At 64.2% G+C, this 26,637-nt stretch carries 27 protein-coding genes and 1 tRNA gene; 20 read left to right on the forward strand and 8 right to left on the reverse strand.

All coding sequences use genetic code 11. The annotated features are described in order from the left end of the window. Positions 1-61: 61 nt before the first annotated feature. Positions 62-1,117 (reverse strand): hypothetical protein, encoded by a 1,056-nt coding sequence (locus tag H7F51_RS09490; RefSeq protein ID WP_185664112.1) that lies wholly within the window; start codon positions 1,115-1,117, stop codon positions 62-64. Positions 1,118-1,231: 114 nt separating this feature from the next. Between H7F51_RS09490 and H7F51_RS09495 the strand changes: the two genes are divergently transcribed. After that, positions 1,232-2,248: a hypothetical protein gene (locus tag H7F51_RS09495; RefSeq protein ID WP_185664008.1), complete on the forward strand. Its 1,017-nt coding sequence runs from the start codon at positions 1,232-1,234 to the stop codon at positions 2,246-2,248. Next, positions 2,245-2,856, forward strand: coding sequence for a GTP pyrophosphokinase (locus H7F51_RS09500; protein WP_185664009.1), 612 nt, complete (start codon positions 2,245-2,247; stop codon positions 2,854-2,856). Before H7F51_RS09495 ends, H7F51_RS09500 begins: the two co-directional genes overlap by 4 nt. Positions 2,857-3,250: 394 nt before the next feature. On the opposite strand, the gene H7F51_RS09505 is transcribed toward H7F51_RS09500, so the two are convergent. Then, on the reverse strand, positions 3,251-4,111 hold the full coding sequence (locus H7F51_RS09505) for a Rossmann-like and DUF2520 domain-containing protein (protein ID WP_185664010.1): 861 nt from the start codon (positions 4,109-4,111) through the stop codon (positions 3,251-3,253). Positions 4,112-4,312: 201 nt separating this feature from the next. On the opposite strand from H7F51_RS09505, the gene H7F51_RS09510 reads away from it, so the two are divergent. Next, positions 4,313-5,401 carry a MucR family transcriptional regulator gene (locus H7F51_RS09510; RefSeq protein ID WP_185664011.1) on the forward strand — a complete coding sequence of 363 codons (1,089 nt, stop codon included), beginning with the start codon at positions 4,313-4,315 and terminating at the stop codon, positions 5,399-5,401. Positions 5,402-5,584: 183 nt separating this feature from the next. On the opposite strand, the gene H7F51_RS09515 is transcribed toward H7F51_RS09510, so the two are convergent. Next, a complete protein-coding gene (locus H7F51_RS09515; RefSeq protein WP_185664012.1) occupies positions 5,585-5,863 on the reverse strand; it encodes an acylphosphatase in 279 nt (92 codons plus the stop codon). A 309-nt stretch (positions 5,864-6,172) separates the two neighbouring features. Here H7F51_RS09515 and H7F51_RS09520 point away from each other — a divergent pair, with 309 nt between their 5' ends. The 12 genes from H7F51_RS09520 (at position 6,173) to H7F51_RS09575 (ending at position 18,016) form a co-directional block, all read left to right on the forward strand. After that, a complete protein-coding gene (locus tag H7F51_RS09520) occupies positions 6,173-8,224 on the forward strand; it encodes a conjugal transfer protein TraG (protein WP_185664013.1) in 2,052 nt (683 codons plus the stop codon). A gap of 1 nt (position 8,225) precedes the next feature. Then, positions 8,226-8,645 carry a CopG family transcriptional regulator gene (locus H7F51_RS09525; RefSeq protein ID WP_185664014.1) on the forward strand — a complete coding sequence of 140 codons (420 nt, stop codon included), beginning with the start codon at positions 8,226-8,228 and terminating at the stop codon, positions 8,643-8,645. Continuing rightward, complete coding sequence (gene trbB, locus H7F51_RS09530; RefSeq protein ID WP_185664015.1) at positions 8,642-9,631, forward strand: P-type conjugative transfer ATPase TrbB; 990 nt, start codon at positions 8,642-8,644, stop codon at positions 9,629-9,631. Before H7F51_RS09525 ends, trbB begins: the two co-directional genes overlap by 4 nt. Before the next feature lie 2 nt (positions 9,632-9,633). Further along, positions 9,634-9,969 (forward strand): TrbC/VirB2 family type IV secretion system protein, encoded by a 336-nt coding sequence (locus H7F51_RS09535; protein ID WP_185664016.1) that lies wholly within the window; start codon positions 9,634-9,636, stop codon positions 9,967-9,969. Beyond that, positions 9,966-10,250, forward strand: a complete 285-nt coding sequence (locus H7F51_RS09540; protein WP_185664017.1) for a VirB3 family type IV secretion system protein — start codon at positions 9,966-9,968, stop codon at positions 10,248-10,250. The genes H7F51_RS09535 and H7F51_RS09540 overlap by 4 nt, the downstream gene beginning before the upstream one ends. 10 nt (positions 10,251-10,260) lie before the next feature. Next, positions 10,261-12,711 carry a conjugal transfer protein TrbE gene (gene trbE / locus H7F51_RS09545; protein WP_185664018.1) on the forward strand — a complete coding sequence of 817 codons (2,451 nt, stop codon included), beginning with the start codon at positions 10,261-10,263 and terminating at the stop codon, positions 12,709-12,711. A 4-nt stretch (positions 12,712-12,715) separates the two neighbouring features. Beyond that, positions 12,716-13,459: a P-type conjugative transfer protein TrbJ gene (trbJ, locus tag H7F51_RS09550; RefSeq protein WP_185664019.1), complete on the forward strand. Its 744-nt coding sequence runs from the start codon at positions 12,716-12,718 to the stop codon at positions 13,457-13,459. Positions 13,460-13,572: 113 nt separating this feature from the next. Then, positions 13,573-14,871 (forward strand): P-type conjugative transfer protein TrbL, encoded by a 1,299-nt coding sequence (gene trbL / locus H7F51_RS09555; RefSeq protein WP_185664020.1) that lies wholly within the window; start codon positions 13,573-13,575, stop codon positions 14,869-14,871. Positions 14,872-14,874: 3 nt separating this feature from the next. Continuing rightward, positions 14,875-15,672, forward strand: coding sequence for a conjugal transfer protein TrbF (gene trbF, locus H7F51_RS09560; protein ID WP_185664021.1), 798 nt, complete (start codon positions 14,875-14,877; stop codon positions 15,670-15,672). Further along, positions 15,669-16,601 (forward strand): P-type conjugative transfer protein TrbG, encoded by a 933-nt coding sequence (trbG, locus tag H7F51_RS09565; protein ID WP_185664022.1) that lies wholly within the window; start codon positions 15,669-15,671, stop codon positions 16,599-16,601. The genes trbF and trbG overlap by 4 nt, the downstream gene beginning before the upstream one ends. After that, positions 16,598-17,791 carry a TraB/TrbI/VirB10 family type IV secretion system protein gene (locus tag H7F51_RS09570; protein WP_185664023.1) on the forward strand — a complete coding sequence of 398 codons (1,194 nt, stop codon included), beginning with the start codon at positions 16,598-16,600 and terminating at the stop codon, positions 17,789-17,791. The genes trbG and H7F51_RS09570 overlap by 4 nt, the downstream gene beginning before the upstream one ends. Positions 17,792-17,800: 9 nt before the next feature. Further along, positions 17,801-18,016, forward strand: a complete 216-nt coding sequence (locus H7F51_RS09575) for a DUF2274 domain-containing protein (RefSeq protein ID WP_185664024.1) — start codon at positions 17,801-17,803, stop codon at positions 18,014-18,016. A 72-nt stretch (positions 18,017-18,088) separates the two neighbouring features. Here H7F51_RS09575 and H7F51_RS09580 read toward each other — a convergent pair whose 3' ends face one another. Then, positions 18,089-19,402, reverse strand: coding sequence for a type II toxin-antitoxin system HipA family toxin (locus tag H7F51_RS09580; RefSeq protein WP_221774080.1), 1,314 nt, complete (start codon positions 19,400-19,402; stop codon positions 18,089-18,091). Between the two features lie 14 nt (positions 19,403-19,416). Beyond that, positions 19,417-19,668, reverse strand: coding sequence for a helix-turn-helix domain-containing protein (locus tag H7F51_RS09585; RefSeq protein WP_185664026.1), 252 nt, complete (start codon positions 19,666-19,668; stop codon positions 19,417-19,419). Positions 19,669-20,131: 463 nt separating this feature from the next. Here H7F51_RS09585 and H7F51_RS09590 point away from each other — a divergent pair, with 463 nt between their 5' ends. After that, positions 20,132-20,356, forward strand: coding sequence for a helix-turn-helix domain-containing protein (locus tag H7F51_RS09590; RefSeq protein ID WP_425491017.1), 225 nt, complete (start codon positions 20,132-20,134; stop codon positions 20,354-20,356). Positions 20,357-20,547: 191 nt separating this feature from the next. Here H7F51_RS09590 and H7F51_RS09595 read toward each other — a convergent pair whose 3' ends face one another. From H7F51_RS09595 to H7F51_RS09605, 3 genes are all read right to left on the reverse strand, one after another. After that, on the reverse strand, positions 20,548-21,822 hold the full coding sequence (locus H7F51_RS09595; RefSeq protein WP_185664027.1) for a tyrosine-type recombinase/integrase: 1,275 nt from the start codon (positions 21,820-21,822) through the stop codon (positions 20,548-20,550). A 178-nt stretch (positions 21,823-22,000) separates the two neighbouring features. Beyond that, positions 22,001-22,087: transfer RNA gene (locus tag H7F51_RS09600), tRNA-Leu, on the reverse strand. A gap of 89 nt (positions 22,088-22,176) precedes the next feature. Beyond that, positions 22,177-22,764: a TlpA family protein disulfide reductase gene (locus H7F51_RS09605; protein WP_246448063.1), complete on the reverse strand. Its 588-nt coding sequence runs from the start codon at positions 22,762-22,764 to the stop codon at positions 22,177-22,179. A 16-nt stretch (positions 22,765-22,780) separates the two neighbouring features. On the opposite strand from H7F51_RS09605, the gene argH reads away from it, so the two are divergent. The 4 genes from argH to H7F51_RS09625 all read left to right on the forward strand — a co-directional run bounded on the left by argH (position 22,781) and on the right by H7F51_RS09625 (position 26,593). Further along, a complete protein-coding gene (gene argH, locus H7F51_RS09610) occupies positions 22,781-24,154 on the forward strand; it encodes an argininosuccinate lyase (protein WP_185664029.1) in 1,374 nt (457 codons plus the stop codon). Between the two features lie 20 nt (positions 24,155-24,174). Beyond that, positions 24,175-24,423, forward strand: a complete 249-nt coding sequence (locus tag H7F51_RS09615; RefSeq protein ID WP_425491018.1) for a hypothetical protein — start codon at positions 24,175-24,177, stop codon at positions 24,421-24,423. Positions 24,424-24,450: 27 nt separating this feature from the next. Continuing rightward, positions 24,451-25,710: a diaminopimelate decarboxylase gene (gene lysA / locus H7F51_RS09620; RefSeq protein ID WP_185664030.1), complete on the forward strand. Its 1,260-nt coding sequence runs from the start codon at positions 24,451-24,453 to the stop codon at positions 25,708-25,710. 91 nt (positions 25,711-25,801) lie between these two features. Then, positions 25,802-26,593: a precorrin-2 dehydrogenase/sirohydrochlorin ferrochelatase family protein gene (locus tag H7F51_RS09625; RefSeq protein ID WP_185664031.1), complete on the forward strand. Its 792-nt coding sequence runs from the start codon at positions 25,802-25,804 to the stop codon at positions 26,591-26,593. The last annotated feature ends 44 nt before the right edge of the window (positions 26,594-26,637 follow it).

The raw sequence follows: 26,637 nt of genomic DNA on the forward strand, positions 1-26,637 counted from the left end.
CACGGGTTTGGTTCGGCGTCAAAGTCGTTTTCCAAGTTCCTGGTAATGGCCGAGCGCAGACTTAACGGTTGAGTGCCATGAGCGCTTCATCCATCCGCTCAAATAGGAGATTCTCGGGCGTTGTACCGGTATCAAAATCTTCAAGCATCAGGCAGAGATCAGCAAGATTGAGGGTGAGCATCAGAAAGCCATCATGACGCAAGTATCCCGCGCTCGCTTGCCTTGCGCTCTCGCTGGCACCTTGGCGGGTCAAAAGAATCGCAACCTTTCTCAGGCCGTTACGCATCAAATATTTTGCTGTACTGTGGATTTGCGCCTGACCAATTGGTTCCACATAGTTTTTCGCGTCAAAAACAACGTATCGGCTTACAAAGTCGCCCGCGATTATCGACCAGAATGTATTCGGTTCGCTGCGTATGCGTCCGATCAGATCCATTTTGCTCAAGCCGTCATCACTCTTTTGTTGAGTGATAAGGTTCTGCAATTCGCGGCCGAACAGGAGGCGGATCGCGTCATAGCATCCGACTTCAAACGCCCGCCATCCTGCCGTCCCCGGCTCGGTGTCGCGTAGCCGCGCAGCGATTGTCGCGCCGGGAGCCGCCTCCCGTCGGGGCATTCGCTCGGGCGCCGGTCCGTCGAGCATCGTCTCTGCGGCTAGCTCTTCGAGCGCATCGCTGAGCTCGGGGTCTAGGGAGGCCATCTCGCGCAACTTCGCGAGGTCCCAGACCTCGACCAGATCGCTCGATCCGTCGTTCAACTCAGCGAGCCATTCGGGCGAGATTGCGGCAGTGAAGAGGATGATGCCGCGCGGGAAGGAGCCGTGAGCGAGTATTTGCTCCATATGCGCGACCGCACCACCGACCCTCCCAAGCCAATTCTTGCGCCACCGTAGCATCTTGATTTCGACTGCCGTCGCGTCAGTCGCTCCGATCGGCGTGAACGCAAGATCGGGAGCGTATTGAAACATCGCCCATTCCTCCTCATCAGAGGGGGCTTCATCCGGCTTCTGCGCGGCCGCCTGTCCGATCTGGCGCTGGTTTAGGATGTTTCCGACAAGCCTTGTCCAATCTGAGGCAAGGTTCATCGTCTCGATATGAAGATCACTCGAGGCGCTCATGGTGCAAGTCCGTTTGCTGGTGGATGTTCAATCGGTCATTCCGCTGCATATACTTGTTTCGCGGCGATTGCTTTTGTAGTGTCAATTCAAGGCCAAGCCAGGAGGGGGCTCAACTTGCCGATCGAGATCGTGCACACGTATCTGGTTCACCCGAACAAAAATCAAGCGGAGCCGGCAGCCATCGTGGGAAGTCTGGTTCCCCATGAAGGCGAAATGTTTGAACTGTTGAAGAGCGTCTACGAGAAGGCTGATACCGAATGTAATATCGGCATTGCCTTCAAGAAGGACGCCAGCGGGGGCCAGGCCAATGCGAGGCGCAACATGCTGACGGCCTATGGGGCGGCGCCCAGCGTGGAACTTGGGCGCAGTCTCGCCGAGCAACTGGGCTTGGTTACGACCCGTCGCTCGGGACTGGGCCTGCTCTTCCTAATCAAGGGGATGGAAGGCACCGACCACAAAGTGGTTATCTCACGATTCCGCGCCAACAATGGTGTGCTCGTTAGCGAAGCAGCCGACATGCTGACGGTGGAGTTCATCGACCGCGTCTTTATGAAAAACGCTCACTCATACAAGGCAGTGGTCTACAGGCACTCCTCGTTTCAGGGCGGATTTTGGAATGGGATGGCGGTCGATAAGCAGATTAACAGCCAGGACCTCGATTCCTCGGACTACTGGGTGAAGGATTTCCTTCTATCCGACTTCATTACCAGTCCCGCATTCGGCACACGTCGATTGGCGGTTGCCCTGAAAAAGGCAATCAAGGCCACAAACGATCTCGAGATCAAGCAGCAGATTACCGCTGCAGCTACGCTCGCCAGTGGCCTTGGACCGGACCCGATCAGCGTTGAAGGGTTCTGCGAAAAATTTGGATTTACACCGAATACCAAGTCGGCGGTGATCGGGCAGCTAGATCGGCCAGATCTCGCCACCGACAACTTCCTTTTCAATGCAGAGGAATTCAAGAAGCAGTTGCCCCTTCGAACCGTTGAGCTCGACAATGGCGCCATGCTTACAGCCGATGCCGGCTCGTTTGACGAGGTCTTCGAGCACGAGGCGGTGGCTGACGGAGAGAAAATTAAATTCAGCACCGTAGGAGCCGTCGTAAGCGAAAAGCTGGAGAAGGGGCGATGACCATCGAGGGGCAGTATCGCACCCGTTACGATAAGGTTCTGTTCCCGATCGCTAACAAGCTCGAGGAATTTTTGAAGGACATCTTATCGGACCAACCACGCATTGATCGCATTTCGACGCGGCCGAAATCTATAGCCCGCTTCATGGGAAAGGCCACGACTCTAACAAGTGCTGGAATTCCTAAGTACGAAGATCCAATACACCAGATTCAAGATCAGATCGGCGCGCGTATCATTACCTTCTACAAGGACGACGTGGAGCGTATTTCCGACGAGGTGCAGCGATATTTCCACGCGATTGAGTCAAAGAACATGCTTCCCGAAAATGACTGGGAGTTTGGTTATTTTGGCAATCATCACGTGTTGCTATTTCCGGTCGACCTGATCGATCCGGGTTTCGATCAAGGGCTCGTACCTTTTTGCTTCGAGCTGCAAATCAAGACGCTATTTCAGCACGCTTGGTCGGAAGCCAATCATGACCTTGGTTATAAGCCTGGCCAACAGCCGCTTGAGAGCGACGAACTTCGTCAACTAGCGTTCACGTCCGCGCAGGCGTGGGGGGCCGATCGCGTTTTCAATGAGCTGTTTCAGAAAAGGCACGCAAACTAGCTAGCTTCTGTTCCTGCTCCCGTTTCCGCAGCCTGAAAGTCCAGCTGACAATCACCATCCGTCCGAGGCGCTTGTGCGCCTCGCGATGCGCAATGCGCAGGCAATGTCTAGCTCCCCCGCAGACGGTCGTTCTCGCCAATACGCCGGGTTGATGAATGAAGGGCTGGCTTCAAGGAGCGGCAGCGAAGCCTTGAATGTCTGGAAAGGCGGCGCTGTTGTCATCACGTAGATGCGACCCGAGTGTCCGGATTCCTGTTTCGGCGCTCCGAAGCGGACCGAGGGCAAAGTCCCAAAGCCGGTCATACAAGGTTCCCCAAAATTCGGTGATTGTAGGGCCGGTTTTGTCGAAGGATTTCAGGCGCTGCTGTGACGTCGGCGTTTGGGGGCCGTGGCGCTAATCGTCCAGCAGGCGATGTAACGCCGATCTCGTGCGTTCTCCGCCCTCGCGTTCCAGTTCCGTGAGGGTGGCCAGCGCCATGGCGCGATAGGTGGGCAAGGTTTCCGGACAAGCGTGTTCAAGTGCCGCCAGATGATTCCTGACGGTTTTGGTATCCCCACGCAGGACCGGGCCGGACAAAGCGTCGAACCCCTGCGCAATGCTGTTCTCGAGGGCAGCGTAAGCCAGTGGCGCGATGACGCGCGCGGCATCATCAACGCCTGCGGCACCCAGCATTCGCAACGAGCCCGTGAAGAGGGTGACGAGGTGGTTCGCCGCATGGCACAGCGCAGCGTGATAGAGCGGGCGATTGTATTCGGCGATCTCGATGGCGGTCCCGCCCAGTCCACCGACAACCTGACGGGCGTGGCTGATCGCGGCATCCGGAGCGGTAATCGCAAAGCACGCGCTTTTCATGCGGCGAACTTCGACTTCGGGGGCTCCAGTAAAGGTCATCGCCGGATGGATGGCTGCAGTACGGGCGCCTTGCGCGCATAGCGGGTCAAGGACGGCGCTGCCCGTGCTGCCGCTGACGTGGAAAATCAGCGGGGCATGGGCCAGCGACCCTGCCGTCCCAATCACTTCGACAATGCCGGGAAATGCGTCGTCGGCGACGGCAATGGCAATCACATCGCACGTGTTCACCAGCGCCGCGACCGACGAGGCCGTACGGCAATGGCCAACACGTTCGACCGCTGCTTCACAATGCGTTGGTGAACGGCCCCAGATCAGTGGCAGAGCGACCGAATGCGCGCCAAGCCCCAAGGCAAGAGCCTGTGCCACGCGGCCCGTCCCGATGATGCCAACCTGCCTGAACATGGGAATTTCTGTCACGGTCCCCTGTTAGCCGGATAAGTGCACCGAAGCTATGACCGTCCCCAATCATGCCCGCGGCGTAATCGTGATTGGACATCAGCGGCGCAGTGAGATGGAAATTTGACTCCGAGACCATCGTTCGTGTTTAGAGGATGTAGTTCCGATTCACTCCCCCACAATCGGCATGCAATCTACTGGACAGTTATGGACGACTTCGACGCTCGCCGCGCTTCGCTGGATTTGGTCACGGCCTTCGTAAACAACAACAAGCTCAGCGCTGGCGAACTCCCGGCGCTGTTGAGTGACGTGTTCAAGGCGATATCCGGCTTTGAAATACAGGCGAGCCAGCCTGTAGAACCGGACCGTTCTTTGGTCGCGACCGAGGCCGGGGCGAAGGTTGCGCCCCGTGCAAAAACGCGGCCGGTCGAGGCTACCGCGATATCTGTCGCAGCTGAAGAAAGCAGATCGCCTGTTCCTGTAAACGCGCCCAAGGTGCCACCTGCAATCAAGCCAGCTGTCTCGGTCAGCCAATCGCTGGCCGATTCCACCGTCCTCGTCTCGCTGATTACCGGCGAGAAGTTCAAGATGCTGAAACGGCACCTCAAAAAGCACGGTCTGACCGAAGCCGAATATAGGGCCCGGTTCAATCTGCCCGATGACTATCCGATGGTGGCCCCGGCCTATGCCGACCTCCGGCGCGGTATCGCAAAGAAGTTGCATGCCAAGGGCAAGGAAGTGGCACTAGTTGCGCTGCACGAGGCCGCGCCCGCCGCGGGGGCCGAGACACAAGCGGTCAAACTATCCTCGGCCAAGCCCGCCTCGAAACCGAAGGCGCGCGCATCGAAAGTTGTCGCCGCATCGAAACGGAAACCTGCGCCGCAGCGGGCGCCGCGCGGTTCCCTCACCGCGGGAGGCGCTGCCAAGGCCGCTTCTGCCGCATCCAGGCAGCCAGCTGAGAACCCGGTTGCGGTAGCCGAGGCCCCTGCGGCGGCAACACGGCCTGCCGTAGCATCAGCGCGTGAAGTGGTGGCGGCCACGGCCGCCCCGGCCAAACCCGAAAAAAAGCGCCGCATGGCGCGGCAGCCCGCGGCTGAAATCAAGTCTGAAGACGCCGCTATGCTTCCGGCGCCGATGCCCGATACCAAGGCTCAGGCAGCAAGCTCCCCGTCAACCCCGGAGCCGCGAGCCGGGAAATCCGCGCAGGTGAGCCGCGCTCCGGCAGCAAATGGCGAAAAGGTCATGGCCAAGACCGCTCGCACGGCGCGTAATAAGCTGTCGATGAAATTCGGCTGAGCGGCGTTACGACTGTGAGCGAAGTGGCCGGTGGAAATGCACTGTGCCTTGCGGGCCGTTGACGCGGCGCCTGCAAGGCATTTGCCTGTCTCAAAACTGCACTCAAGGCCCCAGTTCGCCCAGGAGCGCATTACGGCACGATGGTCATCCATGCCGTAGGGCATGACATTCAAGCCTCGCGGGTCAGACCGTTTGACGCCGGGAAGAGCCACGGAAATCCTCAGGCGCGGGGCTCTCGACCTGCACGGCAGTAACCTGCGATGCTGGCGATCCTTCCCGCAGCCGTGCCGTGAACTGGTCGAGGAGATGGGGCGCGCCCATGGCCTTGACCTCGACCGTGCCGTCCGAGCAGTTCCGGACCCAGCCGGTCACCCCGAGTTCGCGCGCCACGCCCACTGTCCATTCCCGAAAGAACACGCCCTGAACCCGGCCCGAGATCACGACGCGGCAGCATTGCACCATTGCCGGCTCCGTTCCTGATCGCGATTGGACATGCCTTGCGCACCTGGCACGAGGGCAGGGGATCTTCATCCCTCTGTTTGAGCAAGCAGTCCGGCCCCTGGCAGGGCGAAAAGCACGACCGCTAATTCGAGATACATAAGCGGCACATCCAGGGCGCAGTCGCCGCGATACACTATCTCTGTCGGCGGAACTGCCGTTCCCCCGATCGGTACCTTGCGACCCCGGAGAGGCACTGACGCAGAGAAAGGGGATAGCCGAATTTAGGGGCCGAGCCCGCAGAGACTGATTCTCGTGCGGGCGGAGGCCCGCATGACCCCGACCAAACTGCTCATCGGACAGATCATCGTCGTGTTCGCCATCGTGCTGGCGGGAGTCTGGTTCGCTACTCAGTGGGCTGCGGCGGAACTGGCCTATCAGCCCGAGCTTGGCCGGCCCTGGCTCGTAGCATTCGGCCGTCCGATCTATCTGCCCTGGGCCCTGTTCGGCTGGTGGTTCTCGTTCGAAGCCTACGCTCCGACGCTATTCGAGGAGGCGGGCGCGATCGCCGCCGTGAGCGGCCTCGCCGGATGCGGCGCTGCAATCTTTGGGTCGCTATGGCGTGCGCGGCAGCGCAACAACCTCACCACCTACGGTTCGGCGCGCTGGGCCGACGCGAGTGACATACGCAACGCGGGGCTGCTCACTGAATCCGGCGTATTTCTCGGTCGGAGCGGTCCATACTATCTTCGTCACGACGGTCCCGAACATATCATGGCGTTCGCGCCGACCCGGAGCGGCAAGGGCGTCGGCCTGGTCGTGCCTACGCTGCTTGGCTGGTCAGGCTCGGCAGTCATCCACGACATCAAGGGCGAGAACTGGCAGCTGACCGCAGGCTGGCGCCAGCGCTTCTCGCACTGCCTGCTCTTCAATCCCACCGACTCCCGCTCGGCCCGCTACAATCCGCTGCTCGAGGTGCGCCGCGGTGCGCAAGAGGTGCGCGACGTCCAGAACATCGCCGACATCCTGGTCGATCCGGAAGGCGCGCTCGAACGCCGCAATCACTGGGAGAAGACCAGCCACTCGCTACTTGTCGGCGCCATCCTCCACATCCTTTACGCCGAGGAGGACAAGACACTCGCCCGCGTGGCGTCCTTCCTGTCCGACCCGCAACGCCCGTTCACCGCCACGCTGCGGCGGATGATGACCACCAACCATCTCGGCACGGCCGACGGGCCGATCGTCCATCCGGTCGTCGCTTCAGCGGCCCGGGAAGTGCTCAACAAGTCGGAGAACGAACGCTCCGGCGTGCTGTCGACGGCCATGTCGTTCCTCGGTCTCTACCGTGACCCGACCGTCGCGACGGTGACCTCGCGCTGTGACTGGCGCATCGCCGACCTCGTCGAGGGCAAGTCGCCGGTCTCGCTCTATCTGGTCGTGCCGCCATCGGACATCAGCCGCACCAAGCCGCTGATTCGCCTTGTGCTCAACCAGATCGGCCGCCGATCGACCGAGCAACTGCACGCCGAGAACGGCGTCAACGCGGCCGTCAGGCACAAGCTCCTGATGATGCTCGACGAGTTTCCCGCGCTCGGCCGCCTGGATTTCTTCGAAACCAGCCTCGCCTTTCTCGCCGGCTACGGGGTGCGAGCCTTCCTAATTGCGCAGAGCCTCAATCAGATCGAGAAAGCTTACGGCGAACACAACGCCATCCTCGACAACTGCCATGTTCGGATCGCGTTCGCGACCAATGACGAGCGGACCGCGAAGCGCATCTCCGATGCCCTCGGTACGGCCACCGAACAGCGTGCGATGCGCAACTATGCCGGCCACCGGCTTGCGCCATGGCTCGCCCATGTCATGGTCAGCCGGCAGGAAACAGCACGCGCCCTCCTGACACCCGGCGAAGTGATGCAACTGCCCGCGACCGACGAGCTTGTCCTCGTCGCTGGCACACCGCCGATCCGCGCGACCAAGCTTCGCTACTTCGAGGACAGCAACTTCAAAGCCCGCGTGCTGCCACCGCCGACGCTAGCGAGTGGCGACTTTGCCGATCGACCCGCTGCGCGCGCAGACGACTGGGCCGGGATCATCCGCGGCGTTGATGCGCGCCTCGGCGCTGCCATCGACAATGACAGTGACGATGTGGGCGGTGGTCTCGAGCAGGCCCGCCATCCCGCTCAAGAAATCGACCGCCCGCTGTCGCCCGATTCGATCAGCGCCGATCCGCTCGGCCTTGGTGAGGACGATGGCGATCTCGCCGCCGACCAACGCGCGATGGACCAGGCCCGGGCGCTCGGCACGGCACGCACCGTCTACGCCATCGATGCGGGCGCGAATGGGTCGAACGGGCATTTGCCCGGCGACCTGCAACTGGATTTCTGACATGAGGCCCGAGAAGATCCGCCACCAGCTGTTCCTGCCCAAGCCAGTCAGCGACCGTCTCGAGGCACTCGCGGCGAAGCCTGGTGCATCCAAATCGGCGATCCTGACTGACGCCGTCACCGCATGGCTCAACCGTCGCGGCGCTTCGGAACTGGAGGACCGGTTCGGCATCAGGCTCGATCGCTTGACCGCCGCAATCGGTCGGCTCGAGCGCGATGGCCATATCCAGCTCGAAACCCTTGCCCTGTTCGTCCGCTACGAGCTGGCGATCCACGCGCCGCTCGCCGAGAACGATCATGCGGGCCGCGCCATCGCCGCCAAGCGGTTCGAGGCCTTCATCACACAGGTCGGGCGGCAGATCGCCGCTGGCCGGCGAACGCTTGCCGATGGAATGGGCGGCAACACGGAGTCCGGCCGATGATCGCCGGTATCTCCGCACACCGCCGGCGCGCGATGCTGCGCACGGCGATGGGGCCGGCAATCGCTGACGCGCTCACGGATCCCCGGGTCATCGAGATCATGGTCAACCCGGATGGGGCATTGCGCCTGGACAGGCTCGGCGAGGGGCGAACCGACACCGAAGTTCGCATGGAGGCGGCGCAGGTCGAGCGGATCATCCGCCTCGTCGCGTCCCATGCCCGCGCTGAAGTGCACGGCGAGGCACCGATCGTGTCGGCCGAACTGCCGCCCCATGTCGAGGGTCGTGCCGGCGAGCGGTTCGAAGGCGTGCTTCCGCCCGTCTCGATCGCGCCCTGCTTCTCGATCCGCAAGCCCGCGACAAGGCTCTACAGCCTCGACGACTATGTGACCGACGGCATCATGACCCAGGCGGCCGCCGATCGGCTGAAGGCCTGCGTCGCACAGCGTCACAACATCCTGGTCGCCGGCGGCACGAGCTCGGGCAAGACAACACTCGCCAACGCCCTGCTCGCCGAGATGGCCTGGGCCGACGAGCGCGTGATCCTGATCGAGGACACGCGGGAACTGCAAAGCCCGGCCGCCGACACGGTCGCGCTGCGCACGCGGCCGGGCGTCGTCACCATGGCCGATCTCGTCCGCTCGACGCTGCGCCTGCGCCCGGATCGGATCATCGTCGGCGAGGTGCGCGGGCCGGAAGCCCTCGACATGCTCAAGGCCTGGAACACGGGCCACCCCGGCGGCATCGCCACCGTCCACGCCAACAGCGCGATGTCCGCCCTCTACCGGATCGAGGGCCTGGTGCAGGAGGCGGTCGTCACCGTCCCGCGCCAGCTGATTGCCGAGGCGATCGACATCATCGTCTTCATCTCGGGCCGCGGCCTCCAGCGCCGCATCTCGCAGCTAGCGCGCGTCGCCGGGCTCGACCCCGACACGGGGAGCTACGCACTCGCCGACCTTCTCAACCCCGCCAGCATCCAAGGAGAATGATCATGCAGCTTGCCAAGATTCCGTCACGCGGTTCTCGCCTTCTCGTAGGCGGCACCATCGGCCTGAGCCTCACCCTCACGGCCACCGCCCAAGCGGCAGGCTCGGGCATGCCCTGGGAGCAGCCGCTCCAGCAGGTTCTGGAGTCGGTCCAGGGGCCGGTCGCCAAGATCGTCGCGGTCATCGTCATTATCGTCACCGGCCTGACGTTGGCGTTCGGCGAGAGCAGTGGCGGCTTCCGGCGGCTGATCCAGATCGTGTTCGGACTGTCGATCGCGTTCGCCGCGTCGAGCTTCTTTCTCAGCTTCTTCAGCTTCGGTGGCGGGGCGCTGATCGCATGACCCCGGTCCCGCTCGGCACCGGACAGCACCTCGAAGGCTTCGAGGCTCCCATCCATGGGAGCCTCGGCTCGCCGATCCTGCTTGGCGGCGCGCCGCGCGGGCTCGCGATCGTCAACGGCACCATCGCCGCTGCGGTCGGCCTCGGGCTTCAGCAATGGCTGGCCGGCCTCGTGCTCTGGGCCGCCGGCCACAGCATCGCCGTGTTCGCCGCGCGTCGCGACCCTGACTTCGCGCCCGTGCTGATCCGCCACCTCCGCCAGAAGGGCTACCTCGCGTGCTGAAGGATCCATCATGTTGAATTTGGCTGAATATCGCCACCGCACCGACCGACTGGCCGATCATCTCCCCTGGGCGGCGCTGATCGCGCCCGGCGTCATCCTCAACAAGGATGGCAGCTTCTTGCGTGTGCTGCGCTTCCGTGGTCCCGATCTCGAGTCCGCCACCGAGGCCGAACTCATCTCGGCCTGCGCCCGGGCGAACAATGTGCTGAAGCGGTTCGGCACGGGATGGGCTCTGTTCTTCGATGCGGAGCGGCGGGAAGCCACCGCCTATCCCGACAGCAGTTTTCCCGACGCCGCATCGTGGCTTGTGGACCAGGAACGCCGGGCTGCCTTCCTCGGAGAGGGCGAACACTTTGAAAGCCGCTACCATCTTACGCTGACCTGGCTGCCGACCGCGGATAGCGCCGAGGCGGCCGGCCGCTCGCTGGTCGATCGACCGGACGCGGCGAAGGGGCGCGACTGGCGGAGCGCGCTCGCCAGTTTCATCACGACAAGCGACCGCGCGCTCGATCTCTTCGCCAGTTTCATGCCTGAGGTCCGTGCGCTCGATGACAGCGAAACACTGACCTTTCTGCACGGCACGATCTCGGCGCGCCCGCATGTCGTGGCGGTCCTGGATACGCCGATCTACCTCGATGCGCTGCTCGCCGATACGCCGCTGACCGGCGGCCTGGAGCCGCGGCTTGGTGAAACGCATATCCGCACCCTGACCGTGCTCGGCTTTCCCAGCATGAGCCGGCCCGGCATCCTTGACGCGCTCAACCATGAGCATTTCGCCTATCGCTGGGTCACGCGCTTCATCGCGCTCGACAAGAGCGACGCGACCAAGGCGCTGACCAGGCTGCGGCGGCAGTGGTTCAACAAGCGCAAGTCGATCACCGCGCTGCTGCGCGAGGTCATGTACAACCAGCCTGCCCAGCTGCTCGACAGCGACGCCGACAACAAGGTGGTCGATGCCGATATGGCGCTTCAGGTGCTGGGCGGCGACCATGTCGCGTTCGGCTATCTGACCACGACGATCACAGTGACCGACACCGACCGCGGCCGGGTCGAGGACAAGGTCCGGCAGGTTGAGCGGATCGTCAACGGGCTCGGGTTCACGACGATCCGCGAGGGCGTGAACGCGGTCGAGGCATGGCTGTCGTCGCTGCCCGGGCAAACCTATGCCAATGTCCGGCAGCCGCTCGTCCACACGCTGAACCTTGCGCACCTCATGCCGCTGTCATCGGTGTGGGCCGGGCCGACCCGCAATGCTCATCTCGACGGACCGCCACTGCTCCACGCCAGCACGGCGGGCTCGACGCCGTTCCGCCTGTCGACCCATGTCGGTGATGTCGGCCACATGCTGGTGGTCGGGCCGACCGGTGCCGGCAAGTCCGTACTGCTGGCCCTGATCGCGCTCCAGTTCCGGCGTTACACGGACTCTCAGGTCTATATTTTCGACAAGGGGTTTTCGGCGCGCGCCGCCGTGCTGGCGATGGGCGGCGCGCATCATGCGCTCGGCCTCGGCGACTCAGTCGATTATGGGGCCGGCGAAACGCTGGCGTTCCAGCCGCTGCGACGGATCGACGATGCGGCCGAACGAAGCTGGGCCGCCGAGTGGATTACCGCGCTGCTGGCGCACGAAAAGGTCGCCGTCACGCCCGAGGTCAAGGACGCGGTCTGGTCCGCGCTCGGCAGCCTCGCCTCCGCACCGCCCGAGGAGCGGACGCTGACCGGGCTCACCCTGCTGCTCCAGTCGAATGCGCTCCGCACCGCGCTCGGTGCCTACACGCTCGACGGTCCCTACGGCCGGCTGCTCGACGCTGCCGAACAGCATTTCGCCTTCGCCGACGTGCAGTGCTTCGAGACCGAGGCGCTGATGGGGCAGACGGGCGTTGTCGCGCCAGTCCTGACCTATCTCTTCCACCGGCTGGAGGAGCGGTTCGACGGCCGGCCGACCCTGCTGGTGCTCGACGAAGCCTGGATCTTCCTCGACCATCCGCTGTTCGCGGCGCGCATCCGCGAATGGCTGAAGGTGCTCCGCAAGAAGAACGTCGCGGTGCTGTTCGCGACCCAGAGCCTCGCGGATATCGCATCGAGCAGCATTGCGCCGGCCATCATCGAAAGCTGCCCCCAGCGGATCTTGCTGCCCAACGACCGGGCGATCGAACCGCAGAGCCGCGAAGCCTATGAGCGGTTCGGGCTCAATGACCGGCAGATCGAGCTGGTGAGCCGAGCGACCCCCAAGCGGCAATATTACCTGCAGTCAGCGCGCGGCAACCGGCTGTTCGAACTGGGGCTGGGGCCGATCGCGTTGACGCTGTGTGGCGCTTCCGACCCGGCAACACAGACGCGGATCGACGCAATGATCGCGACGCGCGGTCAGGCGGATTTCGCCGCGCGCTTCCTTGTCGATGCCGGTCTCGACTGGGCCGCCGACCTTCTCCCCGACTTCCCCGCCCCCCAAGCACAGGAGTAATATGATGCGTTTGCTCAACCGCAAAAATCTGATTGCAGGCGCGCTCAGCGCTTGCGCCACGGCTTCCCTCATTGTCGGCTTTGCCGTGTCCTCGACACCGGCACAGGCGATCATCGTCTTCGACCCCAGCAACTATAGCCAGAACCTGTTGACCGCCGCGCGCACACTCCAGCAGATCAACAACCAGATCCAGTCGCTTCAGAACGAGGCGAACATGCTGATCAACCAGGCGAAGAACCTGAGTCGCATCGACTTCCCCGAACTGCAGGCGATCACCCAGACGCTCCAGCAGATCGACCGGTTGATGGGCCAGGCCCAGGGTATCCGTTTTCAGGTGTCCGGCCTCGATCAGCAATTTCGGCAGATGTTCCCGCAGAGTTTCAGCCAGGCCCTGCGCACCAACGAACAGGTCATGGCCGCCCGCGCTCGGCTCGACACCGTCATGTCGGCATATCAGCAGACCATGACCATTCAGGCGCAGGTCGCGGAGAACGTCGCGGCCGATGCTCAGACCCTGTCAGCGATTGTTGCCAAGAGCCAGGGCGCTGAAGGGGCCCTGCAGGCGCAGCAGGCGACGAACCAGTTGCTAGCACTGACCGCCAAGCAGCAGTTCCAGATCCAGAACATGATGGCCGCGCAGTATCGCGCCGAGACGATCGAGCAGGCGCGCCGCGCCCAGGCCGAGATCGACGCGCGTGCCGCGACCACCCGCTTCCTCGGTTCCGGCTCGGCCTACACCCCCCGGTAGGCCGCCGGTCAGGACGGGCGACGGTCGCGCATGCCGTCGCCCGTCCGCCGCGGGGCGGGGTCCCGCCTCCCAGCCTCGCCCCGCGGTCCTTTTACTTCCTCAGGAATTCCGCCGTGAACGACCTCAATGTCATCGATCGCTTCATGCAGGCGTTCATCACCTACATCGACGCCGGGTTCGGTTTACTCGGAGGGGATGTCCATTTCCTGACCGTGACCCTGATCGGGATCGACATCACCCTGGCCGGACTGTTCTGGGCTCTGGGCGGCGATGACAATATCATGGGCCGGTTCATCAAGAAGATCCTGTACGTCGGGGCCTTCGCATTCATCCTGAACAGCTTCTCGGCGCTCTCCGACATCATATTCCGGTCGTTTGCCCAAGCCGGGCTGACTGCCGGCGGCGGCACGCTGACCGCGGCCGATCTTCTGAAGCCCGGCCGACTGGCGGGCTCCGGCTTCTCGGCGGCGTGGCCGCTCCTTCAGCAGGTCTCGCAGCTGATGGGCTTCACGACCTTCTTCGACAATTTCCTGACGATCGCCGTGCTGCTGTTCGCCTGGGCAATCGTGATCATCACCTTCTTCATCCTCAGCGTTCAGATGTTCGTGACGATCATCGAGTTCAAGCTGACCTCGCTGGCCGGCTTTATCCTGGTGCCATTCTCTCTCTGGAGCCGCACCAGCTTCCTTGCCGAGCGCGTGCTCGGCAATGTCGTGTCGTCCGGCATCAAGGTCATGGTGCTCGCCGTGATCGTCGGCATCGGGTCGAATTTCTTCACCGAGTTCACCGCCGCCCTGCAGGGGCAGGAACCCGACATTGGCCAGGCGATGAGCCTGACGCTTGCCAGCCTCACCATCTTTGGTCTCGGCATCTTCGGACCCAGCATCGCCTCGGGGCTGGTCGCGGGCGCTCCGCAACTCGGCGCGGGCGCGGCGCTCGGCACGACGGTCGGTGCCGCAGGCATCACCATGCTGGCGGGCGGCGCGGCTATTGGCGGCACACGGGCGCTTGGCGGCGCCGCGCTGGGCGCCGTCCGTGCCGGCACCGCGATGGGATCGGCGGCGTCGACTGCCTACAACCTTGGCAAGGAAGCCGCTCCGGCACCGACGATGGCGGCTGGCCTTGGCGGTGTTGCGCGCGCGGCCGGAAATGCTGCCCGCGAACGCGTTTCCAGCGCCCTTGGCCTCGGCGAGGCTGCTTCCCAAGGCCGGGCCGCAGCATGGAACGCGCTCAATCGAACCGGAAGCGGCGATAACTCGCAAGGCCCCAGCAGCGACGGCGCTCCAGCCTGGGCGCGCGCGATGCGCAGCCAGCAGACCGCGCGTCATCACCGCCAGGTCGCGATGCACGCGCTCCAGCAAGGTGATCGCGGCGGCGCTTCCGCCACCCCCGACATCAAGGAAAGGGACTAGCCCATGATCTTCAAACGCGCCGTCCAGCGCTATGGACGAACGCCGGAGCCGGAGACGCCTTACCAGCGTGCAGGCCAGGTTTGGGACGAGCGGATAGGGTCAGCCCGCGCCCAGGCGCGCAACTGGCGGCTGATGGCGTTCGGCTGTCTGGCGCTGTCCGGAGGCCTTACTTCAGGCCTTGTCTGGCAATCGACCCAGAGCCGCGTCACGCCGTATGTTGTCGAGGTCGACCGCCTAGGCGAGGCCCGCGCTGTTACGGAGGCCGAGGCCGGATATCATCCTACCGATCCACAGGTCGCGTGGCACCTGTCGCGCTTCATTGCCAACGTCCGTGGCCGTTCGCTCGATCCGGTACTCGTCCGCCAGGACTGGCTCGAGGCCTATGAATTCACGACCAGGCGGGGAAGCCAGTTCCTCGGCGACTATGCGCGCGGCGCCAATCCTTTCGCCAATATCGGCGAACGGACGGTGGCGGTGCAGGTCACCAGCGTGGTGCGGGCGTCGGACCGTTCGTTCCAGGTCAAGTGGACCGAGACCGCCTATGAGCGTGGCACCGAGGCCGGGACCGCGCGCTGGACCGCGATCCTCACGATCGTGATCAAGCCACCGAGCGACGCCGACACGCTCCGTCGGAATCCGCTCGGCGTCTATGTCGACGCGGTCGACTGGAGCCGCGAACTCGATCCGCCGACGCCGCGGCCGACAGCGCCGCCGCCGGCAGGGGTCAACCTGCCACTCGGCTCGCCCCTCGATCCCAATCTCGCTGCGCCCGCGCAGCCCGCCCCGGAGTCACGTCCATGAAGATTATCCTCGCCGCATCGGCCATCGCGCTCTCGATCGCACCAGCGTCCGCGCAGACCGTCGCAACGCCGCAGTCGCCAACGCCCGTTGCTGCGCCCGTCGCCCCGCCAGTTTCGAAGCCCCCCGTCCGTCGCGTCCGCGTCAAACGTCCGGTCAGCCCCAACGTGGCTGGCGTCGCCGCCGCGAACAGGGCGGCGACGCAGGAACCACAGGTGCAGGGGTTCGTGAATGCCGTGCAGGTCTTTCCCTTCGCCGATGGGGCAATCTACCAGGTTTACACCGCGCCGGGCGCGGTGACGGACATTGCCCTTCAGCCGGGCGAAAGCCTCGTGTCGGTTGCCGCCGGCGATACCGTGCGCTGGGTCATCGGCGATACGACCAGCGGCAGCGGCACGGAGAAACGTACGCACATTCTGGTGAAGCCGTTTGCTTCGGGCCTCGCAACCAACCTCGTCATCACCACCGATCGGCGGAGCTACCACGTCCAGCTTACCGCAACCTCGCGCACCGCCATGGCGGCGCTGTCCTGGACCTATCCTGCAGACCAGCTGATCGCACTGCGCCGGGCCGCCGAACAGGCTGCCGCGTCCGCACCGGTCTCGGAGGGTCTGTCGGTCGACAGTCTTCATTTCAACTACGTCATCGGCGGCGATCACGCGGCATGGCGACCGCTCCGCGCCTTCGACGACGGGCGGCAGACCTTTGTCGAGTTTCCGGCCAGCATTGCCGTCGGCGAGGCGCCGCCATTCTTCATTATCGGTCCGACGGGCGAAGCTGAGCTTGCCAACTATCGCGTCCGCGGCCGGTTTTACGTGATCGATCGCATCTTCGATGTGGCCGAGCTCAGGCTCGGCACCAACAAGCAGCAGATCGTCCGTATCAACCGCGTCGCCGAAGGCGGTGCCGCGCGGAAGGGCAAGCGCTCATGAGCGAGGCCGTCATTCCACCGGCGCCGAAGGTCGATCCCGAGACCTTGGCTATCCGGACCAAACCCGCCCGCGCCATCCGGTTCCGCCGGGGGGTCATTATCGCCATCGCCGCCTTGGGTTCGGTCAGCCTTACGACCGTCGCCTGGGTCGCGTTGAAACCGCGCGTATTCAGCGCCGTCACCAACGCCCAGGAACTGTCTGAGCCAAGCAACCGACCATCGACCGATACCCTGAATGGCTTGCCGGCGACCTATGGCGATGCGCCGAAGCTGGGGCCGCCGTTGCCCGGTGATCTTGGACGACCGATTCTCGAGAGCCAGCGCAAGATGGCGGCGGAAACCGGAACTGGCGGCGATCCATCGGCCAGCCAGGTGGCCCAGGAACGTGAGCACCAACTCGCCGAACTCAAGTCCGCCCGCGAATCGGGCGTCCTGGTGCAGGGCCGCGCGGCCGCCTCGCCCTCAACGGCTCCCGATGCAGCGACCGGGCCATCGCCGAGCCCGGCGCCCGCGGCCAGTCCGGCGCTCGACCCCGACCGTGATCCGAACGCGCAGGGCCGCAAGGCTCAGTTCGTTGGCACGCTCGACCGCTCGGACGACATCAACCCGCACACGCTGACCGCAGCGCCTTCCCCTTATCTACTCTCGGCCGGCAGCGTGATTACGGCGAGCCTGATCACGGGGCTTCGTTCCGACCTGCCGGGGCTGGTGACGGCACAGGTGACTGCCCAGGTGTTCGACAGTCCCACCGGCCGTATCCTGCTCATTCCCCAGGGATCGCGGTTGATCGGCAGCTACGACAGTGTCGTGGCGTTCGGCCAGAAACGGGCGCTGATCGTCTGGCAGCGAATCGTGCTGCCGGACGGCAGCTCGCTGCGGATCGACAATGTGCCGGCGACCGATGCGTCGGGTTATTCGGGGTTGCAGGACAAGGTCGATTTCCACACCTGGGCGCTGCTCAAGGGCGTTGGGCTGTCCACCTTGCTTGGGGTCGGCTCGGAACTGACCGTTACGGGTGAAAGCGACCTGGTCCAGGCCATCCGGCAATCGACCCAGCAGAATGTGTCGCGCGCCGGTGACCAGCTCACGTCGCGCAACCTCAACATTCAACCGACGATCACGATCCGGCCCGGCGCAACCGTTCGGCTGGTCGTCCACAAGGATCTCATTCTCGCGCCCTGGCGCGGCTAGGAGTTTATCATGCCCGATCTGAAACTGGCAAAATTGCCTGACCGAACCCCGATAAAGTTGGCGATCACCATCACACCCGACCTGCACGAGATGCTGCAACACTATGCCTTACTCTACGCCGAAGCCTATGGCCGGGAGGAGCCTATCGTCGAACTCATTCCTGCTATGTTGGCGAGCTTCCTCGAGAGTGACAGGGGGTTTGTCCGGTCGCGAAACAGGTCGTGAGTCACATTCCTATTGCCAGGGAGTGACGAGCCTAGGCGAACAAGGTGACCGCCTGCTCCTCGTATACACCAGTTATCCTCGTGCGAGTTCCGCGTCCGCAGTTCCTAACTGACGCAGTCGTTCGCGGGCGCCTGCTGCAACCGCCGCGTGAATTGCTTCGGGAAAATGCTTCGGGAGTAAGCGCTCAACCGCTGCAAAGGCCTCGTCGAACGCCTCCCGGATTTCGTCGATGGCCTGGCCGATGAGTTGAACCGGGAGCCCGGCGGCGCGTCCCGTCTCGACGAAGTGGCGTCCGTGAATGTCGAAGATCCGATATTTTCGGGAATTGCCGACAGCCATCGCCAGCTTGAGCTGCTTCCGCTGGATTTGATGAGCATCCAGGCTCGGCTGCGCGGTTAAAACATCGTAGAATGGCGTCATGCGAAAACGGCCGCCGGGCGCCAGGAAGATACTGAAATTCTTGGCATGGCCGTCAGTCGCGCCGATCAGCCAGAACAACAGTTGTGATTTGAAGAACGCCAGCCGGTCGGCGAACGGATCGTCGCTTCCCGCCAGAAGTTCGGCGATCCTGGTTATGCCGGGGCCGCCTTCGCTCTCGTATTTATTGGTGGGAGCGACGGAAAGTGCTTGGCAGGCATCTTCCTGCGGCAGGCGGAGCAGCCTGCCATCCTTGGTCCAGCGCCGGTCGAACCGCGTGATGACCAGAACCTTTGTTGCCCCGAAGGTCGCGATCTCGGCTTCATTTGCCGGCAGCCCGAACGCTTCCATCAGCTTGAGGCAGTAGAATTCGTTCTCGACGCTGTTCGAGAGGTCGATGCCGTTGGGCAGTTCGCCGATCTGGGGCTTGAAAATATGTGTTGTTGGCGTCGTCCCGGCCGGCTTCAACCATTTTCCGTCATAGCGAAGCAGTGCGGTCTTTTCCTGGGCGCCAGCCACGGAGATGCGGAAGTCGTCGTCCTTGTCGAGGCCAAGCGGCGCGCGGGCAAGGTTCGCGAGGATAGCGGCGATCTCGTCCTCGCTTACGGGGACTCCCTCGATTGCCGTTGTGGGTGGAGGAAGATCATCGACTGCCATGAACTGCAGGGCGCCGACGCAGTCACGGCCGATTTCGCTGAGCAAGCTGAACGCATCGGTGCCCTTGGCCCCGACGCGTTCGGCAACTCTCGTCCGGATTGTCCTAGAGTCAGGAAGGAGGTTCTCGAATACGGCTGTGACCCGGTCGCCGAGATAGCGGGTTTCACGAAGCGGCAAAGAGAGCGACACCGGAATGGCGTGCTCCCAGCCGAGCCAGTTCGCATCATAAGCGAAGTCGATCGCCCCGCTCGACTGCCGCGTCAACCGACCGACATGACGGTTGTTCAGGAAGACATTGAGGGGCGCATGCATGGGCTTCCTCGGCATCAGAAGATGTCCTCAATGTCCTTTGCGCTGCTCTTCGAGCGGGGGGCGACCGTCAGTTCGACATCCAGTGCCGCCAGCACGGCGCAAAGAGTTTCGACCCTCGTCGCGCCGTGGCCTCCTTCGATCTGCGAGATCGTCGCCTGTCGAAGGCCCGCCTTGGCGGCAAGCTGCGTTTGGCTAAGCTTGGCAAGCGTGCGATAGCGCCGCAGCACTTCGCCGAGTTGCCTGGGAGTTCGTGCGATCTGGGTCATTGGATTCTCCGATGACCTGCATATACGCCAAGTGAGATAAATTTTCAATATACGATGTGGCGTATATCTAGTAATTATACGTCAATTTGTATATACTGAGGGTATGCGCCATGTGAGATAGTCTCCGGGCAGATGGAGCTATCGGGCATCAGGCCAACCCGCATTCGAGTCCTCTTTCGCGAAGGGGCGGCGATGGGCAGAGCCCATCGCCGCCTTCGGTTCAATCCTCCGCGATCGTTCTGGAATTAGACGCTTCTGAGCCGGAGCCTCGTTTCCCCAGAGACGACTGATACGTCCCCAGAAACAATCTGACATATCCGTCGCGCCTTTGTCAGTCTTGGCCCGCCCGAGAGCGACTGAGTCGCATATATGCCGGAGGCCCAATGACACCAACGCCGTTTCCGATTGGCCAGATCATTGCCATGCCGGCGAACCTTCTCGCAGGTATTTGGTTTGTGCTTGATTGGATGTCACCGACACTGCGGTGGCAGGAATGATCGAGCGGGCGTGGGAGCAGAAGATCGAGCCGCTCACGGTGCGCATCTCCACTGCGGTCCGGATAACCGGACTTAGCCGTTCTCGCATCTACGAGTTGATCCAGTCCGGCGATCTTGAAGCGGTCAAGGTGGGGCGCGCGACGCTGGTTAATTACCGGAGCTTGAAAGGCCTTACGCAGATTGAGCGTTAACTCGGCTCGCAGCATTGCATCGACGGGCAGCAGCACTTCGAGAAGTCGCCTTTAAGTCCGGCTTTGGCGGACTAATCGGCATTTTCATAAAGCAGCAGGCGACGCAGAAGCGTGCTGATGGGCGGCTGAGGGAAAGGCCATGCCCCTACAGGGCATAAAGGTGGTATTATGCCCTGTAGGGAATAAGCGGCTTACCGTCTGGGGCGGCCGCGCGGACGCCCGGCCTTTGGTTTCCTCACCTTTGAATTGCCGGAAGCGGTTTTGGGAGCTCTTGGCGCCTCTGCAGTATCACGCAGGCCGTCCAGGTAGTCCGACCAGTGCTGCATCATGGCGACACGCTCGTCCCAATACTCGCCGCGCGCATAGGCACGACGCACCGCCGAGGTATCCTGATGGGCAAGTTGCCGCTCGATCGCGTCCGGATTCCACTGGCCCATTTCGTTGAGCAACGTTGCCGCCATCGCCCGGAAGCCATGGGCGGTCATTTCCCCACTTTCATATCCTAGTCGCCGGAGTGCCTGGTTGACGCCGTTCTCGGACATGGGCCGCCTCGGACTTCCCATGCACGGGAACAGATGTTGGCGGTGGCCGGTGATTTCGCGCAGTTCCTCGATCATTGCCAGTACCTGTCGGGACAGCGGTACCCGGTGCGGTCGTCGCATCTTCATTTTCTCGACAGGAATCGACCAGATCGCCTTTTCGACATCGATCTCGGCCCATTCGGCCTGCCGAAGTTCACCGGGTCGTACGAACAGATGTGGAGACAGTCGCAAGGCCATTCGCGTCACCGCCTGTCCGGTATAGCCGTCCATGGTCTTCAGGAGGATGCCGACCTCATGGGGATCGATGATCGCTGCGTGATGTACAGCCTTGGGCGTTGTCAGCGCACCGCGCAGGTCGGCGGCCACATCGCGGTCGCAGCGTGCCGTCGCAATTCCGTAGCGAAAGACGCGGCTCAGCACGCTCCGCATGCGGCGAGCGCTCTCATAGCGACCGTTTGTTTCCACCTTGCGCAGGACGGCGAGTGCCTCATGCGGGGTGATGCCATCAATCGGATGCGAACCGATCAACGGATAAGCCATGTTCAGGAGCCAACGGACCTTCTCGAGCGTAACTGCGGCTCGCCCCTCGCGCTCGCACTTGGCGATCCATTCCTGCGCAACTTCCTTGAACGAGGTGGCCGCGGCGAACTTTGCCGTGACCTTTGCCCGCTTCTTTTCCAGGACAGGGTCGATGCCGGCGGCGAGCGCCTTTCGTGCATCGTCGCGGCGGGCGCGGGCTTCGGCCAGGCTGATATCCGGCCAAGGGCCGATATGCAGCGTCTTCTGCTTACCGAGATAGCGGAAGTTCATTCGCCAAAGCTTCGAGCCATTGGGTCGGACCGCGAGGTGCAAGCCTTGAGAGTCGGAGAGGTTGTATGCCTTGGCCGCCGGCTTGGCGGAGGAGACCTGGATATGCGTCAGCATCGTGTTCGTCCCAGCTTGGCCGGGCCGATACAGGACCAACAAAAACACCAACAAAGTGATGGTCTTTTGCTGGATTCCGGTGGATCAGCCCGGACGGTTGTCGGGCGATTTTCCGTTGAAAAATGCTGTAAAACCAGCCGCTTGCTGGACGCCTCTGGACGTATCCAGAGACGAAAAGTGGTGCCCAGAAGAGGACTCGAACCTCCACGCCCTTGCGAGCGCCAGCACCTGAAGCTGGTGCGTCTACCAATTCCGCCATCTGGGCACGGTGTGCAGCGCTCAGTTGCTCTGCACCGGGTAGGAGCGCGCCTCTATGCGAGGGGGATCAGCCTGTCAACACACCTCGCGCCGAAATTATTTCGCCTCGGCGATCAGCGCGCTGGCTTCGGCGCTGGCCCAGTCGTTTTCGCCGACGAAACGCCACACTTCTCGGCCGTGGCTGTCATAGAGCACGGTCGTCGGCAGGGTTCCGGTCATGTAGTGAAAGGCCAGCTGGTTTTCCGGGTCGAGCCACGGTTCGAGCTTGGCCAGCCCCTTGTCGGTCAGGAACTGGCCGACCTTGGCCGGCTCGGCCGAATCCTGCGAAACGGTCAGCACCCGCACTTTGCCCGCCTTGGCCAGGGCGTCGAGCGTCGGCAGCTCCTTGATGCACGGCGCGCACCAGGTCGCCCACAGGTTGATCAGCAGTGGCTTGCTCCCCAGCGAGGCGAGGGCGAGCTTGCCCCCCTTGGGGTCGGCGAAGGTGAAGTCGGGCAGCGCCGCGCCCTTGTGGCTGCGGTCCGCGCCCTTGGTGGGGGCGGCATCGGCCGCTTGCGTCGTACCGCTGGCCTGCGCCGCCGGTTGCGCGCCGTCGCCACTTTGCCTATCGCACCCCGCGAGATTCAGCGCGGAAAGCGCGGCGAGACCAAGGACAGCAGGCTTGAGCGAGCGGGACAACAGCAAGACGGGCTCCAACCAGATGTGGGGTGGCAGGTTTGCCGAGGGGCCCTCGGCGATCATGCGCGAGATAAATGCCTCGATCCCCTTCGACAAGGCACTGTGGCGGCAGGACATCGCCGCCTCCAAGGCCCATGTCGCCATGCTCGGCGCGCAGGGCATCGTCTCGGCCGAGGATGCGGCCACGATTTCCGGCGGCTTGGACCAGGTTGCCGCCGAATACGAGGTCTCCGGAGTTCCCGAGAACTGGGATCTCGAGGACATCCACATGACAACGGAAAGCCGCCTTGCCGAACTGGTCGGCCCGGCCGCTGGGCGCCTCCACACCGCGCGCAGCCGCAACGACCAGGTGGCGACCGACTTCCGCCTCTGGGTGCGCGACGCGATGGACCAGGCCGATGCCGGCCTCGAAGCCTTGCAGAAGGCGCTGGTCATCCGCGCGGACGAGCACACCGCCTCGATCATGCCCGGCTTCACCCATCTGCAGACCGCGCAGCCCGTCACCCTTGGTCACCACCTGATGGCCTATTACGAGATGGCGGGCCGAGACCGTTCGCGTTTCGCCGATGCCCGCGCGCGGATGAACCGTTCGCCGCTCGGCGCGGCGGCGCTGGCCGGCACCGGCTTCCCGATCGACCGGCACATGACCGCGCGCGCGCTCGGCTTCGACGGGCCGACCGCCAACAGCCTCGATTCGGTGTCGGACCGCGATTTCGCGCTCGATTACCTGATGGCGGCCAGCCAGTGCGCGCTGCACCTCTCGCGCCTCGCCGAGGAGTTCATTATCTGGGCGAGCCAGCCGTTCGGCTTCGTCCGCCTGCCTGACGCGCTGTCGACCGGCAGCTCGATCATGCCGCAGAAGAAGAACCCCGACGCGGCCGAGCTGGTGCGCGGCCACTCGGGCCGGATCGTGGGCTGCCTCACCAGCCTGATGATCACGATGAAGGGCCTGCCGCTGGCCTATTCGAAGGACATGCAGGACGACAAGCCGCCGGTGTTCGAGGCGGCGGGCCTGCTCACGCTGTGCCTTGCTGCGATGACCGGGATGGTCGAGCAGACCACCTTCCGCACCGACCGGATGCGCGCCGCCGCCGAACTCGGCTATGCCACGGCGACCGATCTGGCCGACTGGCTGGTGCGCCAGGCCAATATCCCCTTCCGCGAGGCGCACCACATCACCGGCTCGGCGGTGAAGCTGGCCGAAAGCCGCGGCGTCGCGCTCGATCAGCTCGCGCTGGATGATCTCACGGCGATCGATCCCCGGATCGACGAGCGGGTCTATGCTGCGCTCTCGGTCGAGGCTTCGGTGGCGGCGCGCGCCTCCTATGGCGGAACCGCGCCGGAACAGGTATCTGAGCGCGTGGCCGAAGCGCGCCGGGCGCTGGGCCTGGCGTGACCGGGCGCCGGAAGGACTCTATGCCGATGTACCGCATGGCCGTGCCGCTTGCCCTTGCCGCCCTGCTCGCGGGCTGCGGCCAGTCGGCCGAGCTGAAACCGCGCGCCGGGCAGCAGCTCCCGGCCGCGCCCTATGGCCGCGACGACCGCCCCGGCGCCAACCAGCTTCTCGCCCCGCGCACGCAGGACATGCCGCAGCGCTCCGATGAATTGCGCAGCCGTTCGGAAGACCGGCAGGACGATCCCTTCGACCTGCCGCCGCAAGGCTGAAACCGCTAGACCCCACACAGGGACACCATGGATCATTTCGAACTCAGGAACGGCGTGCTGCACGCCGAAGACGTGCCGGTTCCGGCCATTGCCCAGGCCGTCGGCACCCCGGTCTACATCTATTCGCGCGCCACGCTGACGCGCCACGCCCGCGTGTTCCTCGAAGGGCTCGCGGCGCTGCCGAAGAAGCACGTCGCCTTCGCGGTGAAGTCCAACCCCAATGTCGCCGTGCTGCGCGTTCTTGCGCGTGAGGGGCTGGGCGCGGACGTCGTCTCGGGCGGCGAGATGGAGCGGGCGCTTGCCGCCGGCGTCGCGCCAGAGGGCATCGTCTTTTCCGGTGTTGGCAAGACCGCGGCGGAAATGCTGCGCGGGCTGGAAGCGGGGATCGGCCAGTTCAATCTCGAGAGCGAGGAAGAGGGTGTCGAGCTCGCCCAGATCGCGGCGGCCCACGGGTTCACCGCGCGGGCCGCGCTCAGGGTCAATCCCGATGTCGATGCCGAAACGCACGGCAAGATCTCGACCGGCAAGGCCGAGAACAAGTTCGGCGTGCCCTTCGATCGCGCCGCCGGGATCTATGGCCGCCTCGCCGCCCTACCGGGGATCGAGATGCGCGGCCTTGCCGTCCACATCGGCAGCCAGCTCGCGAAGCTCGATCCGCTTGAGGCGGCTTTCGTGCGCATGGGCGAACTGATGCGCGAGGTCCGCGCGCAGGGCGATGCGATCACCCACATGGATCTCGGCGGCGGCGTCGGCGTGCCTTACAAGGCGGGTGAGGTCTTCCCCAGCCCGGCTGAATATGGCGCCATGGTCGCGCGCGTCACGGCGGACTGGGACGTGACCCTGATGTTCGAGCCGGGCCGCGTGATCAGCGGCAATGCCGGGGTGCTGGTCACCCAGGTGGTGCGGGTCAAGCCGGGCGTCTCGGCGCCGTTCGTGATCGTCGATGCGGCGATGAACGACCTGGCCCGCCCGGCGCTCTACGATGCCTGGCACGATTTCATCGCGGCCGAGCCCAATGGCGCCACGATGGTCGCCAACATTGTCGGCCCGATCTGCGAGACGTCCGACACTTTCGCCATGGGCCGCACGATCGACGCGGTCGGCCCCGGCGACCTTGCCGTGTTCCGCACCGCCGGCGCCTACGGCGCGACCATGGCCAACACCTACAACAGCCGCGCGCTGGTGCCTGAGGTGATGGTCGATGGCGACAAGTGGGCGATCGTGGCCGAGCGCATCCAGCCCGCCACGATCCTCGCCGCCGAACAGGTGCCGGACTGGCTGGACTGAGGGGAAACTCTCCGCCAGTTTCCGGCCCGATTACCAACCCGCCCGGGCTGAGCCTGTAGCAGCCCGGGCGCCACTCGCCGGAGCCGCGACGATGGACACGCTTCCGCTCTACCACCGCCTGACCGGCCAGCCCGTGATCGTGCTCGGCGGCGGCGAGGCGGCCGAGGCCAAGCGGCGGCTGGTCACGCGCGCCGGGGCCGAAGTGGTGGACGATCTCCAGGCCGGGATCGATCGTGGCGCCCGTCTCGCCTTCATCGCGCACGGGAGCGAGGAGGAGGCCCGGGCCGACGCGATCCGCGCCCACGGCGCCGGGCTCCTCGTCAACGTGGTCGATCGCCCGGCGCTGTGCGATTTCACCGTGCCCAGCCTCCTCGAACGCGGCCCCGTGCTGGTCGCGGTCGGCACCGGCGGGGTCTCGGCCGGCCTTGCCAAGCAATTGCGCCTGCGGCTCGAGGGCCTGCTGCCCGCCAGCCTCGGCCTGCTCGCCGAACGCCTCGGCGCGGCCCGCACCGCGCTGCGCGCCCGCTTTCCCGCCGCGGCCGACCGCCGCCGCGCGATCGACGCCGCCCTTGCGCCGGGCGGCCTGCTCGATCCGCTCGACGGAGCCAGCGCCGACCGCGTCGATGGCTGGCTGGCCGGGGCCGCTGCCGCGCCGGCAGCCCATCACGAAATCCGCCTCGCCAGCGGGGACCCCGACGATCTCACCCTGCGCGCCGCGCGCCTGCTCGGCACGGCCGACGTCGTTGCCTTCGAGCCGGGTGTTGCCCCGGCGATTCTCCTGCGCGCCCGCGCCGATGCGGTGAACGTGCCGCTTGGCGTGGGGCAGGGGGCAAGCGCGGACCTGTCCGGAACCGTGGTAATTCTGCGCGCACCAACATCCTGAAAAGGCGTGTGAAATGTTGCCGCGCCCGCGCGATTAAAGGGTTT

The sequence above is a fragment of the Novosphingobium flavum genome, assembly GCF_014230315.1.
GTDB classification, from domain to species: domain Bacteria; phylum Pseudomonadota; class Alphaproteobacteria; order Sphingomonadales; family Sphingomonadaceae; genus Novosphingobium; species Novosphingobium flavum.